Here is a 13,399-nt window from a genome sequence, read left to right as displayed (position 1 = left end):
AGGCGATCCGTCGCGAGACCCTGCTAGCGATCGCACCAAGCAGACGTATCTGAGTAGAAGCAAGAACCTTGCCACTTTTTCATCAATCAAGTGATTTCATTAAAGCAATGGCTTAGGGTTTTTGCATGTTAACGGCAAAAATGCCGTGTAAAATTTACCGACACTTTTGCCGCGTGCGAGTGCCATTTGCTGCTTCGATTGACGGCTTGCTGCCGATACTGCTTTCAAGCCTCCACCGCACTCTGCAACAGGCAGTTGCTTTCCTCGGCCGCGAGTGCTTCTATCCTGGCCAGCTGTTGCGTCAGTACGGCCAGTGTCGCCTCGGAGGCGTCACGACCTTTGCGCAGGCGGCCGAGGATGCGCGCGCGCAACACCGCTGGCCTTGCCTGTGGCGCGACGATAAAGAAAGCGACTGCCGCCTGCGCGGCCAGGGCTCGGAAGCTGTCGCGCCGGGCGCGTTCTAGAAAGGCGGCGTCGACGATCACCGACCAGTTGGCTGTCAGCAGCTCCTCGGCCAGTTCGTACAGGCGGCGGTAGGTCAGTTCGCTGGCGTTCCTGGCATAGAGGCCACCATCGACCGGCGAGCCACTGCGCGCGGCGGCGTCGAGGTCGAACAGGCGCTTGCGTTCGACGTCGGAGCGCAGGCGGAGCGTCGCCGCTGCGGGATCGTGCAGCAAGACTCGGCGTGCGGCGCGACTCTTGCCGCAAGCGGAGACTCCGTGGGTGATGATCAGTCGTGCCGGTGGCGGGTTGACCAGGCGTTCGGCGAGCGCCAGGTAATGGTTGGCGTGGCCGCCATCACTGCTCGTCTGCGTGGCCCGCAGCGCCGCCACTTTGGCGCGCACCAGTGCGCGATAGACAGCGTAGAAGCGCAGCACCTGCACGGCGTCGTAGTCGCCACTGCAGGACAGCCACTCGTTGAGCAGCCAGGCGGCCAGACCGGGCTGATCGTGGTCGAGGAGATCGATGAAGGTGAACGCGATCTCGCTGGCGACGTCAATCCAGCGCAGGTCTTCACTGAATTCGATGCAGTCGAAGAGGCGCACGCTGCCGTCAATCAAAACCAGGTTGCCCAGATGCAGGTCGCCGTGACACTCGCGCACCCGGCCGGCCGCTTTGCGGGCGGCGAAGCGGGGGGCCAGCCGCTCGAATTCGCGGTGCGTCCACGCGGCGAGCCGTGCCAGCCGTGCCTGTTCTTCGCGGCCTGGCAGCAGCGGTGCCAGCTCGGCGAAATTGGCGAGGGCCGGCGCCAGCACCTGCTCGGGTTCGCCGAAATGCGTGCCGGCCGGTGCCACTGCCGCCTGCTCGTGAAACTCGGCAATCGTGGCGGCCAGGGCGGACATCTGTTTCGCATGCAGTTTTTTGGCGTCCGCACAGGCGATCGAGTCGACCTGCTTCCGCGAAGCGGCGCATTTTGACGGCGAACTCGATGGCCTCGCCGCTGCCGCCGATCTGCGGGTCGGCCGCCGTGCCGGCAATGGCGACGACTTGCAGGTAGAGGTCTGGCGCGAAGCGACGGTTCAGGCGCAGCTCCGCCTCGCAGCAGGCTTGGCGCTTGGCGAGCGTGCTGTAGTCGAGGAAGGGCAGGAGCACCGGCTTCTTGATCTTGTAGGCGAAGGCTCCGGCCAGGAGCAGCCATGAGGCGTGCGTTTCGATGACTTCGACGCCGCTTGCCGGGTCCGGATAGCGGTCGGCTTCGAGCAGGGCGGCGATCAGCGGGGGGGGGCACTTGCGGCATTTTTCAGTCCTTGTGTGCGCGTCGCAGGGAGGCGCTGCGCAGTTCTTGCGGCGACCACCTCTGCGGCGCGCAGCCAATCGCCAGCAGCCCGTTCGTGGTCGGGTCACTGATCGGCGTGCTGCCGAGCAGGCAGTTTGCGGCGGCTGTGGAGGGCATGTGCGCGATTGGCGTCAGTGCGGCGGCGATCAGTGGCCGACTTCGGCCAACAGCGAGGCGATCATCGCTTCAGCCTGGCGCAGGTAGCTGCTGCCGAACAGGTGCAGGTGGTTGAGTACGTGGTAGAGCTGGTACAGCGTTCGCCGCTGTTGGTAGCCGTCGGGCACTGGCCAGGCCTCGCGGTAGGCGGCGTAGAAGCGCTCCGGAAAGCCGCCGAACAGTTCGCTCATTGCCAGGTCGCATTCACGGTCGCCGAAATGTACTGCCGGGTCGAACAGCGCCAGCATGCCCGTTTCGTCGATGGCTGCATTGCCGGACCACAGGTCACCATGCAGCAGGCTGGCGCTTGGCCGATGATCGGCGAAGAGGGTGGCAAGATTCTCCGCCAGCCGTTCACCGTCGGTGATCAGTCTGCTGCGGTAGCCAGCAGCTGCGGCGAGTGCAAGCTGTGGCTGCAGTCGCTGCGTGGCAAAGAATGCCGGCCAGCTAGTCCGTCCGGTGTTCAGTTGCGGTGTGCTGCCGATGAAGTTGTCGCGGTGCCAGCCGTACTGTGGGCCGCTGATGCGATGCAGTGCGGCGAGCGAGCGGCCCGCCGCCGCCACCTGCTCGCCTTCTCGCAGAGCGTGCAGGTGCAGGTGTTCAAGGACCAGGTAGGCCTGCCCGCCAGCGCTGCCGTGGCCGACGACGCGTGGCACGCGCAGCGCCGAACAGGCCGCCAGTGCCCGCAGGCCGTCTGCTTCGGCGACGAACATGTCGAGCAGGCTGGCGTCATTCAGCTTGACGAAGCAGCGCCGCTGGCCGCTCCCGACCAGCAGCGTGCGCGAGATCGAAGCACCGCCAATCGGTGTAGCGGCGTCGATCGCGGTGGGCTGTGCTTCGCTGTCGCCATCGATCAGCGCACGCAGCGCGTCGCCCAGCGCAGCATTCGTGGCCAAGCTCGATTTCATGTGCTTCCCGCCAGGGCCGAGGCTGGCGTCAGCTCACTTGTTGACCACGGCAGGCTGCGGGCGCGGTGCCAGATTGACACGATTGCGACCCTCGCCCTTGGCCGCGTAGAGCGCTTGATCGGCGCGTGCGATGAACTCTGCGGCCGACTCGCCAGCGACGTAATCGGCGATACCGATGGAAACGGTAATCTTGCCAATCAAGAGTTGCTTGCCGCCGCCGGTCTTGATACGGCTGGCAGCGACCAGCGCGCGCAAGGCCTCGGCCAGGCCGACGGCGCCGCCGCGCGGCGTTCGTGGCAGGATGACGGCAAACTCTTCGCCACCATAACGAGCAGCTGAGTCCTTGCCTTTCACGTTGGCCCTGAGCATTTCGCCGACGCCGGCCAGCACCTTGTCGCCGAACAGGTGACCGTGGGTATCGTTGAGCCGTTTGAAACGGTCCAGATCGATCATCAGCAGGCATGGTCCGGGGCCGGAAGGGATGTTTTGTTGCAGGCTGGCGGCCAGGGCCAGATCGAAGCCCCGGCGATTGGCCAGCCCGGTCAGGCCGTCGACCAGGGCTTCTTCGCGGGCACGCGCGACCTCGTGTCGCAGCTCCTGCGCTTCACGACTGCTGTTCTCCAGGCGCGCCTGCAGGTCCCCGATCGCCTTCTGCATGTCGCGTGTACCGCGCAGGATCTCGGCGAGACCGGGTGGCGGCGGCTGTGCCCCCTTGGCATTTGTCGGGTGCTGCAGCGTCTCGCCCCAACGTTCCAGCGAGTCGCTGTAATGTGAGGCCTGATCGCCGGCATGAGTTGCCGAGTCGGCGACCTGGTCGACCAGATGGCCGACGCTGTCGCCGATACTCAGCGCGGTTTTCGAGTCCAGGTCGGCGACGTGTTTGTAATACAGCGCGCAGGCGGTGGGGTCGTCGAGCTTGCCTTCCGTCGTGAGGCACGCGTCGAGCGCTATTTGCAGGTCGCGATTGATGCCCGACACATATTCGTACCAGATCGCGTAGCTGAACGGGTGCAGGCCGGCCTCCTGCTGGCCCATCCGTTTCACTGCCTGGCGCAGAAACACGGCGCTTTGCGCGAAAGTGTGCTCGTACCTCATTGTTGTTCTCTCTTGTCCGGTTGGTCTGCAAGCTGTCTTTGCAATTTGTCGTCTGCCCGGGTTGCTTGCGGCGGCAGTTCGATGCTGCCCTGTCGCAGCAGCTGCTCGACCTCGCCGGGTGGCCGCGGTCGGCTGAACAAATAACCCTGCATCTTCGGGCAGTTGGCCTGGCGCAGGAATTCAAGCTGCGCGTGGGTTTCGACCCCTTCCGCGATCACCTCCAGCCCGAGGCTGTGCGCCATGGCGATGATGGCGGTGGTGATGCCGGCATCATCGGCGTTGTCCGGCAGGCCGCGGACGAAGCTCTGGTCGATCTTCAACATGCCGATCGGAAAGCGCTTGACGTACGACAGCGATGAATAGCCGGTGCCGAAATCGTCGATCGAAAAATGCACGCCGAGTGCGCGCAGACGATGAAAGCCGTCGATTCGTCGGGCCTCCGGCTCCATCAGAATGCTCTCGGTCAGTTCCAGTTCGACCTGGCTGGGTTCAATCCCCGTCTCGGCGATGATTGTCGCAACCGAGCCCAGGAAGTCGTGCGTGCGCAACTGGCGGGCTGAAACGTTCACCGCCACTCGTGGCGTCGCCAGACCCATCGCCTGCCAGCTGCGCAACTGTTGGCAGGCGGTGCGCAGCACCCAATCGCCGAGGGCCACGATCAGACCACTGTCTTCGGCGACGGGAATGAACTGTGCCGGCGAGACCAGGCCGTGTTCCGGGTGCTGCCAGCGAATCAGCGCCTCGAGGCCGACGATGCTGCCGTCGTCGGCGCTGACCTGTGGCTGGTAGAAGAGGCGAAACTCGTCGCGCTGCAGGCCCTTGCGCAGGTCGTCCTCGAGCCGGATGCGAGTCATCGTCTCGGCAGTGAGCGACCTGTCGTAGAGCTGCCAGTTGTTGCGGCCCTGGTCCTTGGCGTGGTACATCGCGGTATCGGCGTGCTTGAGTAGCGTCGCAGCGTCATCACCGTCTTCCGGGAAGATGGCGATGCCGATGCTGGCGGTGACGGTGATATCCTGACTGCTGATCCTGAAAGGTCGGGTGAGGAGCGCCTGCAGGCGTTCGGCGACCATGCTGACCGTCTGAGTGTTCTCGAGGTTGGGCAGGACGACCGTAAACTCGTCGCCGCCCAGGCGGGCGAGGTGCAGACCGCCTTCTACCAGGGCCGGCCGGGTGACCACGTCACCGGCGCGCAGCTTTTCTTTCAGTCGTGCGGCGACGGCCTGCAGAAGATAGTCGCCGGCGCTATGCCCGAGGGTGTCGTTGACCCGCTTGAAACCGTCGAGATCGAGGAACAGCAGCGCCACCTGACGCCGTGCGCGGCTTGCCCGCAGCAGTTCCAGGTCGAGCTTTTCGAGAAAATTCTCGCGGTTGGGCATACCGGTCAGGGTGTCGAAGTATGCCAGGCGCCTTATTCTCTCGTCGCTGCGCTTCTGCAGGGTAATGTCACGTACGACCATGACCACTGCTTCCGGGCCACACGGTGCGATGCGGCCTTCGTAGTGATGGACGCCGTCGGGCATCGTCAGCTTGTACACCACGGACTGCAGGTCGCCGTGCTCGCTGGCGCGCTCGACGCCAAGCAGAATGACCGCGGCAACGTCGCTGGGCAAGACTTCCGACAGCTTGCGGCCGAGAAATTCGTTCGCCGGGACATAGGGCTCGGCGCCGAAACCTGCCTTGTAGTCGAGGTGGACTCCGTAGCGATCCATCAGGAAGATCATGTCAGGCATGGCGCGCACGATCGCTGCCTGCTTTTCCTCCAGTTTGCGCAACTGTCGCGCCTCCTGCGCCGAACGCAACACGTAGCGCGCCCGGTGGCCGAGAATCGGCCAGTTGATCGGCTTGGAGATAAAGTCGTTGGCACCCGACTCGTAGGCCTGGTTGATCGACTCGATATCATCCATGCCGGTGACCATGATCACCGGCAGCTCGCTCATGTCCCAGCGTTGGCGAATGTGTCTACAAACGGCAAAGCCATCGACTCCCGGCATGTCGACGTCGAGCAGGACCAGCGCAGGCGGTGGCCCTGCCAGCAGTTCGATCGCTTCTTCACCGTCGGCCGCGATGCTGACTTCGAAGTCGAACTGCACCAGCGTCTCCTCTTCGAGCATGCGCATCACAGGGTCGTCGTCGACGATCAGGACTCTCGGTCGTGTGGCCGCCTCAGGCAGCTGCATGGTCTGGACTTTCGGCAAGGATGGTCGCCAGTGAGGCGAGTACGCGCGGGATCTCGAATTCTACTACTTCGAGCAGTGGCTTCGCGCCGTCCACGGTTTCTTTGCGAGCGAGTGTTTCGAGTTCCCTGCATAGCGTTGCCAGTTGTTCGGCGCCGACATTTGCGCTGCTGGATTTCAGCGCATGCGCGGCCTTGCGCAAGGTTTCGGCGTCGCCTGCTGCGGCAGCAGCGTGCATCTGCGCGAGACGCCGGGGCGTATCGGCCAGGTAGGCGCCGACCACCTTGTTGACCAGCGCGGCACCATTGGGTCCTGGCAAGCGGCGGATGGCGTCGAGTGCGCGCGGGTTTATCGGCCCCTCGCCGCTCGCGGCGGTCGTCTGTTCGGCCGTGACGGGTTTTGCAACGGGCGTTGCCGACGGAGCGGCTGGGGTCTCGGTGCTTGTTGCCAGCGGCAGCCAGCGCCGCAAGGTGGCGAGCAGGCGCTCACGCGAGAAGGGTTTGCTCAGGTAATCGTCCATTCCCGCCGCCAGGCAGCGCTCGCGGTCACCGTCGACGGCGTTGGCGGTGAGGGCAACGATCGGCAAGCGGCCGCGCAGGCGGCCGTCGCCCTGCCGGGCACGGATCTCGGCGGTGGCCTCGAAGCCGTCCATTTCGGGCATCTGGCAATCCATCAGCACGAGGTCGAAAGCTTCCTCCTGTAGCCGTTCGACGGCCAGGCGGCCGTTGTCGGCCAGGCTACAACGCAGCCCCAGCGACTCGAGCATGGCCAGGGCCACCTGCTGATTGACCGGGTTGTCTTCGGCGATCAGGACGCGGCCGACCAGACTGGTGGGTCCGTCGTCGGCGAGCGAGTGTGGTGATTGCGGCGAGTGCACCGAAAGCAGGGAGCGCTCCTGTGTACCGGCCAGCGACGGTTGCGCCATCGCCGTGGCGATGGCGTCGTAGAGGTCCGACTGGCGCACCGGCTTGCTCAGGTAGTAATCGATTGGGGCCTGCCGCCGGCGCGCGTGATCGTTGGCGATGCTCACCGACGACAGCATTACCAGTGGCAAGCCCTGCCAGCGGGTTTCCGTTTTGATCGCCTGGGCGAGCGTAAAACCGTCCATTTCAGGCATGTGCAGATCGAGGATGGCGAGGTCGAAAGGCGCGCCGCTCGCTTGCTGCAGGGTCTGCAGCGCCTCGCGTCCGCTGGCCGCATCGGTGGTATGCATTGACCAGCCGGCGAGCTGGTGGGCGAGAATCTCACGGTTGGTGGCGTTGTCATCGACGACCAGCACGCGCAAGCCGCGCAGGCGTACGGCCATATCGACTACCGCGCGCGCGTGCGCATCCTGCTTGAGCAGCGGGATCTCGAACCAGAACAGTGTGCCGCGTCCGGGCTTGCTGTGCAGGCCAATCTCGCCGTCCATGGTCTCGACCAGGCGCTTGGCGATAGCCAGGCCCAGGCCGCTGCCGCCGTACTGGCGGGTGGTCGAACTGTCGGCCTGGATGAAGGCGCTGAACACGCGCTCCTGCGCCCGCTGGTCGATGCCGATGCCGCTATCCTCGACTTCGAAGCGGAAGCGGGCCTGCGCGGCATTCTCTTCGCGCAGGGTGACGCGAACGACGACCTCGCCATCGGCGGTGAACTTGATCGCGTTGCTGACCAGGTTGGTCATGATCTGGCGGATGCGTACCGGATCGCCACGCACCGCCACCGGCAGGTCGTGCGGCACGCTGCAGGCCATCTCCAGGCCCTTGCTCTCGGCCGCCTGGGCGAACAGGCAGCCGACGTCCTCGACCAACTGACGGAGGTTGAAATTGATGCTTTCGATCTCCAGCCGGCCGGCTTCGATCTTCGAGAAATCGAGGATGTCGTTGATGATGTTCAGCAGATGCTCGCCGGACTCGTAGACGGCGTCGGTGAAGCGGCGTTGCCGGGCGTCGAGCGTGGTGCTGCGCAGCAGTTCGGTCATCCCGAGAACGCCGTTCATCGGGGTGCGGATCTCGTGGCTCATGGTGGCCAGGAACTCGCTCTTGGCGCGGCTGCCGGCTTCGGCCTGCTCCTTGGCCTGGCGCAGCTCGGCGGTGCGCAGCTCGATTTCGTTCTCCAGGACATCGCGGTGCGCCGCCAGGCGCTGCTCGCGATCCTCGATCTGTTCGAGTATGACGTTGAAGCCCCTGGCCAGGGCGCCGATCTCGTCATTCGACTCGATCGCCGCGTGCGCGCCGTAGTTGCCGCTTTGCGAGACCTCGCGTATGACCCCGACCAGGCTTGATATTGGCCGCATGATGCCGCGGTAAGCCCAGACGAAGGCCGCCAGCAGAGCGAAGGTCATGAACACCACACCGGCTGTCGCCAGACTGCGCAGACGCTCGGCCTCGTCTTCAGCCGACGCCCTGGCAGCGACGCGCAGTTCGTCGAGCTCACGGCTCAACAGTTCGGCCTGGCTGATCAATCTGCCGAAGGCGATCATGGCTTCGTCGTTGTCGGGTCCCGGCAGGCGAATTGCCAAAAAGCTGTCGACGCCATCGCGGAACTCTCGCCAGCGGGGCTGCAAGACGCTTGTGAGCTGCACTTGCTGAGCCGGGTCATCGCTTTGCGTAATCAATGTTGGCCACGTTCGGGCGAAATTGCGCATGTTCTCGGCGACCAGCCGCCGGGGGGCAGCGGTGCCTTCCGTGAGGACCGTCTCATGAAGCCCGCGCAAGGCCAGCTGCAAGCTGATGAACTGCTCGGCAGCGGCATCGGCCATTGCCGATTTGCGTTCGATTGTGCGATAGCCGTGCACCACCGCCGCGATCAGAAAGCTGACCATGGCCAGTGAAAGCAGGACGATAGCGAGCAGCCGGGCACGTAGCGTCATGGGCGTCCTTGTCACTGACAGCGCGTCGCGCCGCCTACTCGACCGGTAGACCCTTTGCTGTCCATCCGGCAAAGCCCTCGCGCATCCAGAGTACGTTCCTGTATCCCGCCCTGGCCGACAGCACGGCCGCCTTGTACGACTTCCAGCCTTGCGGGCCGTGACTGTAAATGATGATCGTGGCGTCCTTGTCGGCCGGCAACTTGCTGAGGTCGAAAGAGTCCTGCGCCGCGTCGAAGTCGGTTGCGAACTCGCTTTTTTCCTTGTAAGCGAGGAGGGAGGCACCGGGGACGTGGCCCTTGCCGAAGTTGAGCGCGTTGCGGGTATCGAAGAAGCGGGCTGCTTTCGTGTCGAGCAAGCTCCTGGCTTCGCCGACGGCGATGATTTTTGCGTTGTTGATGGTGGTCGGCGTGTCAGGCCTCGAATCGACAGCGCTGCTCGGCGTGCTGGCGAGGGTCAGGGCAGCGACGAGGCTTAATAACAGTCTTGCAAACAAAGTGATTCCTCCTGCAAGGGGTAAAAAAATTATGTCGCGGCCATGGTTTTGCCGCGATTCATGTCATGGAACGGCAATCTGAGCGGAAACTTTATGGCTAGATGCAGTGGTCTGCGCGCTTCGCTGCCGGATTGGCTCGGGTCGGTGTGTGGAGCGGACCCGGACCATCCCTACTCCTGGCCGCAAGGGGTAGTGGGCCAGGCGGGGAAAAGTGCCGTGCGGGCGTATTCACCAGCGGAAGACGCCGACTGCAGCGGTCAACTCGTTGGCCATCGTTTTCAAGTCTGCCACCGCGACGCTCGAAGCCTGTACTGCACCGAAGTTCTCCTGCGCGAGGTCGGCGATGGCTTCGACGTGCCTGACAATCGGCGCGCCGCTTTCCTTGCTTGCCGCCGCTGCCTGTGCGATCGCATCGACCACGGTGATCACCTGCAGGCCCGTGCTGCACACCTGCGCCATCGATTCCCCGGCGCGGGCGGCTTCGATGGCTGCGTTCAGGGCAAGCAGATTGGTCTGTTCCGCAATCTGCTTGATCGCGGCAACGATTGCGCCGATTTCGCGCGAGCGCCGGTCGAGGCCATCGAGTTCGTCGGAAACCGCGCTTACCGCTTCGGCTGTTGCCTGCATTTCCTGTGCCGTCTGCATCACGATCTGGCCACTGCCGTCGCTTCGCCCGATGAATGTTCCTGCCGGGCCGATCCGGTGCGCACGGACTCCGAGGTTTCGGCGAGGGGTATTGCCGAAGCCTTGATCTTGGCCTTGAAGTCGAGCTCAGCGGCCACAGCCTGAGAGGAAGCGAACCAATATGGTTGGCGCTTGTGGCGGATCGCTGAATTACGCGTCGCCTGGAGCCCGGTTTTTTGAACTTCTCCCCAATTCCTGGCTGGCCACCGCCATGAACAGGGAATGGGACCAGAAACCCGGATAGTCGAAAGCGACGCACGAGCCCTTGAGAGACTGGTCGACCAGCAAGCAGGCAATTCGCAGGTGGCCACGGCCGGTGATGATTGGCGCACGGGCTGTGCATGACATGGCGGGGTCGGCAAAGGGCACCATGATGGCTAAGCTGCCGGCGATCATCCGGCAGTGGCGGCTACGCCTTCACCGCTTGTACGGCGCGCCGCAGCAGGTAGCCGAGCAGAATCGACGCCAGGGTCAGACCAAGCAGCGAGGCCAGCCAGAAGCCGGCGGCGCCCATTGCCTGTCCGGCATGAAAGGCTAGCCACCAGCCACCGAACAGGCCGACGCCCCAGAAGCAGAAGACGTGTACCAGCATCGGCACGAACGTAATCTTGTAGCCGCGCAGGGCGTGCGCGGCAATTGTCTGTACAGCGTCGAAGACCTGGTACAGGGCGACGTAGCCGATCAGCGCCAGGGCCACCGCCTGTACCGCCGGATCGTCGGTGTAGGCGGCGATCAGCGGCTTCGCGATCAGCCACAGCAAGAGGCCGAGCAGCGTCGACAGCACACCGGCAAGCAGCAGTCCGGCGCTGATCGACAGTTCGGCCCGCCGCCAGTCGCGTGCACCGGCGGCATGTCCGACCTGGGCCAGCGTGGCGATGGCCAGCGCCAGTGGCAGCATGTAGCAGATTGCGGCGAGGTTGGCGACGATGCGGTGACCGGCGACCACCGTCGCGCCGAGTTGGGCGACGAACAAGGCCATCAGCGTGAATGAGGAAATCTCGACGAAGCTCGAGAAACCCATCGGCAGGCCGAGACGCAGCAGTTCTGCCAGCGGGCGGCGGCGTGGCAACTGCCAGTCGGCGAGCAGCTGGTAAGGCTGCAGCGCCTTGGCGAAGAGCAGGTAGCCGGCAGCAGCGAGCATCGAGAACCAGCCGACGACGGCGTTCGAGACGCCGCAGCCAAGGACGCCGAGCGCTTCGCCGCCCCAGCGCCCGGTGACCAGAAACCATGCCAGCAGCGCGTGCAGGAGGGTGCTGGCGACGCTGATGACCAGCAGTGGACGGGGTTTTCCGAGGGCGTTGCAGAAGGCGTGGAAAGTTCGGTAGAGGAGCACGCCCGGCAGTCCGACGGCGAGCAGGCTGAGGTAGGCGCGCGCCTTTTCTTCGACGCCCGGGTCGATCCTCGAGAGCGCGAACAGCGGCTCGGGGTGGAGCAGGATCAGTACGCCGGGGATGGCCAGCAGCAGCGCCAGCCAGAAGGCCTGCTGCAGGGTGCCGGCGATCTCCTGCTCGCGGCGGGCGCCGCGCAGGTGGGCAACGCTTGGCGCGACGGCCTGCAGGATGCCGGCGAAGGCAAAGAGCACCGAGATGTAGATGCCGCCGCCCACGGCCACCGCCGCCAGATCTTCGGTCCCGTAGTGGCCGAGAAGGGCGGTGTCGATGATCATCATGCCCATCGACGTCAGCTGCGCGATCAGCATTGGCGTCGCGTGCGCGACAATCAGGCGGGACTGCTGGGCGAGCATCGGTGGCGGAAGCGAAGAGGGCCGCCAAGGCTACCCGATTTTTCCCGCGCGCGGGTCGGCGGCGGCCGCCATGCGGGTTCGTGGCGATCATTCGCGTGCTCGCCAAAAGACCGCCTGAGTGAATGAACGGAATGAACGCGCGAGTGAATGCCTTGGCGAGGCTTTGCCCGGCAGCCGGGAGGGAGGCATCGAGCGGCGCAGCGAAGGGCTGCGATGATCTTCCGAAAATGGACAGCTGCGCCGCAAATCGGCCATAATCTCGGGATATTTTTGCGGCGTTCCTGATGAAGTTTCTCTTCGACCTTTTCCCGGTCATCCTTTTCTTCGTTGCTTACAAGCTTGCGGACCTTTATGTCGCGACCGGAGTGGCGATCGCTGCCACTTTTGCGCAGATCGCCTGGCTGTTGTTCCGGGGCCGCAAGATCGACACCATGCTCTGGGTCAGCCTGGTGGTGATCACCGTCTTCGGAGGAATGACCCTGCTGCTGCACGATGAAGCCTTCATCAAGTGGAAGCCGACCATCCTCTACTGGGGGTTTGCCGCGATCTTGCTGGGTGGCGTGCTTTTTCGGCGCAAGAACCTGATTCGCATCCTGATGGCCGGGCAGATGGATCTGCCGGAGGCTGCCTGGGACAAACTCAACTGGGCCTGGATGGGATTCTTCGTATTCATGGGAATCATCAATCTGCTGGTCGCTTTCAATTTCTCGACGGACGACTGGGTCAACTTCAAGTTGTTTGGTGCCACTGGCCTGACGCTGGTCTTCGTGCTCGCGCAAGGTTTGCTGCTGTCGAAACATATCGAGGAGAAATAATGATGCTTTACGCCATCGTCGGTGAAGATCGCCCGGACTCGCTCGCCGACCGTCTCGCGGCCCGGCCGGCGCACCTCGACCGTCTCAAGGCGCTGCAGGCAGAAGGCCGCCTCCTCCTGGCCGGTCCCTTTCCAGCGATCGATTCCCCGGATCCCGGGCCGGCTGGCTTCTCGGGCAGCCTGATCGTTGCCGAGTTTTCCTCGCTGGCAGCGGCGCGCAGCTGGGCTGATGCCGACCCCTACGTGGCCAGCGGCGTCTACCAGGCGGTCAGCGTCAAGCCGTTCAAGAAAGCGCTGCCGGCGTGAGCGATCAGTATGCGGCCGCCAAGCGGGAAGCGGTCATCCAGCAGCGCCTGGCCGTGCTGCTTCCGCAGCGTTGCGAACTGATCGACGACTCGGCTCGACACGCCGGTCACGAAGGTGCCCGCGGCGGCGGCGCCCACTATCGCTTGTTGATTGTTTCGCCGGCCTTTCTCGGTCACAGCCGTGTCGCCAGGCACCGCATGGTTCATGAGGCCCTTGGCGATCTGCTGCGCAGTGCGATTCACGCCCTGAGCATCAGGGCGATGACTCCCGAGGAAGCGGCCTTGACGTCGGCGATCGATTCCTGATCGCGCTTGTTTCACCCCCAAGATCAAACTCACACCACAGAAGACACAGACATGCACAACCTCTCCAAGCTGGCTAGCGCACTGCTGCTCGGCGC

At 64.3% G+C, this 13,399-nt stretch carries 13 protein-coding genes; 4 read left to right on the top strand and 9 right to left on the bottom strand.

Going from position 1 to position 13,399, the window contains the following annotated elements; translation table 11 throughout:
- Positions 1–224: 224 nt before the first annotated feature.
- On the bottom strand, positions 225–1,343 hold the full coding sequence (locus E4Q23_RS18605; protein ID WP_248595576.1) for a bifunctional aminoglycoside phosphotransferase/ATP-binding protein: 1,119 nt from the start codon (positions 1,341–1,343) through the stop codon (positions 225–227).
- A gap of 19 nt (positions 1,344–1,362) precedes the next feature.
- Between E4Q23_RS18605 and E4Q23_RS24170 the strand changes: the two genes are divergently transcribed.
- Positions 1,363–1,641: a hypothetical protein gene (locus tag E4Q23_RS24170; RefSeq protein ID WP_248595575.1), complete on the top strand. Its 279-nt coding sequence runs from the start codon at positions 1,363–1,365 to the stop codon at positions 1,639–1,641.
- Between the two features lie 282 nt (positions 1,642–1,923).
- Here the strand turns inward: E4Q23_RS24170 and E4Q23_RS18600 are convergent, their stop codons facing one another.
- The 8 genes from E4Q23_RS18600 to E4Q23_RS18565 all read right to left on the bottom strand — a co-directional run bounded on the left by E4Q23_RS18600 (position 1,924) and on the right by E4Q23_RS18565 (position 11,879).
- Positions 1,924–2,841: a fructosamine kinase family protein gene (locus E4Q23_RS18600; protein WP_169068028.1), complete on the bottom strand. Its 918-nt coding sequence runs from the start codon at positions 2,839–2,841 to the stop codon at positions 1,924–1,926.
- 33 nt (positions 2,842–2,874) lie between these two features.
- Positions 2,875–3,936: a GGDEF domain-containing protein gene (locus tag E4Q23_RS18595; protein ID WP_169068027.1), complete on the bottom strand. Its 1,062-nt coding sequence runs from the start codon at positions 3,934–3,936 to the stop codon at positions 2,875–2,877.
- Entirely contained in the window at positions 3,933–6,113 is a 2,181-nt protein-coding gene (locus tag E4Q23_RS18590; RefSeq protein ID WP_169068026.1) for a putative bifunctional diguanylate cyclase/phosphodiesterase, read from the bottom strand. Before E4Q23_RS18590 ends, E4Q23_RS18595 begins: the two co-directional genes overlap by 4 nt.
- Positions 6,100–8,958 (bottom strand): response regulator, encoded by a 2,859-nt coding sequence (locus E4Q23_RS18585; protein ID WP_169068025.1) that lies wholly within the window; start codon positions 8,956–8,958, stop codon positions 6,100–6,102. Before E4Q23_RS18585 ends, E4Q23_RS18590 begins: the two co-directional genes overlap by 14 nt.
- A 34-nt stretch (positions 8,959–8,992) precedes the next feature.
- Positions 8,993–9,451, bottom strand: a complete 459-nt coding sequence (locus tag E4Q23_RS18580) for a rhodanese-like domain-containing protein (RefSeq protein ID WP_169068024.1) — start codon at positions 9,449–9,451, stop codon at positions 8,993–8,995.
- Positions 9,452–9,679: 228 nt separating this feature from the next.
- The gene (locus E4Q23_RS18575) at positions 9,680–10,096 is read right to left on the bottom strand and encodes a methyl-accepting chemotaxis protein (protein WP_272873714.1); all 417 of its coding nucleotides are present in this window, start codon (positions 10,094–10,096) and stop codon (positions 9,680–9,682) included.
- A gap of 189 nt (positions 10,097–10,285) precedes the next feature.
- Positions 10,286–10,531 (bottom strand): hypothetical protein, encoded by a 246-nt coding sequence (locus E4Q23_RS18570; protein WP_169068019.1) that lies wholly within the window; start codon positions 10,529–10,531, stop codon positions 10,286–10,288.
- A gap of 13 nt (positions 10,532–10,544) precedes the next feature.
- Positions 10,545–11,879, bottom strand: a complete 1,335-nt coding sequence (locus E4Q23_RS18565; protein WP_169068022.1) for an MATE family efflux transporter — start codon at positions 11,877–11,879, stop codon at positions 10,545–10,547.
- Positions 11,880–12,163: 284 nt separating this feature from the next.
- Between E4Q23_RS18565 and E4Q23_RS18560 the strand changes: the two genes are divergently transcribed.
- From E4Q23_RS18560 to E4Q23_RS18550, 3 genes are read left to right on the top strand one after another with little or no spacing between them, the layout of a single operon-like run.
- Positions 12,164–12,694: a septation protein A gene (locus E4Q23_RS18560; RefSeq protein ID WP_169068021.1), complete on the top strand. Its 531-nt coding sequence runs from the start codon at positions 12,164–12,166 to the stop codon at positions 12,692–12,694.
- Positions 12,695–12,696: 2 nt separating this feature from the next.
- Entirely contained in the window at positions 12,697–12,999 is a 303-nt protein-coding gene (locus E4Q23_RS18555) for a YciI family protein (RefSeq protein ID WP_169068061.1), read from the top strand.
- Positions 12,996–13,304: a BolA/IbaG family iron-sulfur metabolism protein gene (locus tag E4Q23_RS18550; protein ID WP_169068020.1), complete on the top strand. Its 309-nt coding sequence runs from the start codon at positions 12,996–12,998 to the stop codon at positions 13,302–13,304. The genes E4Q23_RS18555 and E4Q23_RS18550 overlap by 4 nt, the downstream gene beginning before the upstream one ends.
- The last annotated feature ends 95 nt before the right edge of the window (positions 13,305–13,399 follow it).

Source organism: Candidatus Accumulibacter phosphatis (assembly GCF_012939955.1).
In the GTDB taxonomy this organism is placed as follows: domain Bacteria; phylum Pseudomonadota; class Gammaproteobacteria; order Burkholderiales; family Rhodocyclaceae; genus Accumulibacter; species Accumulibacter delftensis.
This window is presented reverse-complemented; position numbering and strand designations above follow the sequence as displayed.

What these genes read in the sequence shown, in the direction of transcription:
- E4Q23_RS18605 (WP_248595576.1), bottom strand. Translation starts at nt 1,343, where the DNA reads ATGTCCGCCCTGGCCGCCACGATTGCCGAGTTTCACGAGCAGGCGGCA.
- E4Q23_RS18600 (WP_169068028.1), bottom strand. Translation starts at nt 2,841, where the DNA reads ATGAAATCGAGCTTGGCCACGAATGCTGCGCTGGGCGACGCGCTGCGT.
- E4Q23_RS18595 (WP_169068027.1), bottom strand. Translation starts at nt 3,936, where the DNA reads ATGAGGTACGAGCACACTTTCGCGCAAAGCGCCGTGTTTCTGCGCCAG.
- E4Q23_RS18590 (WP_169068026.1), bottom strand. Translation starts at nt 6,113, where the DNA reads ATGCAGCTGCCTGAGGCGGCCACACGACCGAGAGTCCTGATCGTCGAC.
- E4Q23_RS18585 (WP_169068025.1), bottom strand. Translation starts at nt 8,958, where the DNA reads ATGACGCTACGTGCCCGGCTGCTCGCTATCGTCCTGCTTTCACTGGCC.
- E4Q23_RS18575 (WP_272873714.1), bottom strand. Translation starts at nt 10,096, where the DNA reads ATGCAGACGGCACAGGAAATGCAGGCAACAGCCGAAGCGGTAAGCGCG.
- E4Q23_RS18570 (WP_169068019.1), bottom strand. Translation starts at nt 10,531, where the DNA reads ATGATCGCCGGCAGCTTAGCCATCATGGTGCCCTTTGCCGACCCCGCC.
- E4Q23_RS18565 (WP_169068022.1), bottom strand. Translation starts at nt 11,879, where the DNA reads ATGCTCGCCCAGCAGTCCCGCCTGATTGTCGCGCACGCGACGCCAATG.
- E4Q23_RS18560 (WP_169068021.1), top strand. Translation starts at nt 12,164, where the DNA reads ATGAAGTTTCTCTTCGACCTTTTCCCGGTCATCCTTTTCTTCGTTGCT.
- E4Q23_RS18555 (WP_169068061.1), top strand. Translation starts at nt 12,697, where the DNA reads ATGCTTTACGCCATCGTCGGTGAAGATCGCCCGGACTCGCTCGCCGAC.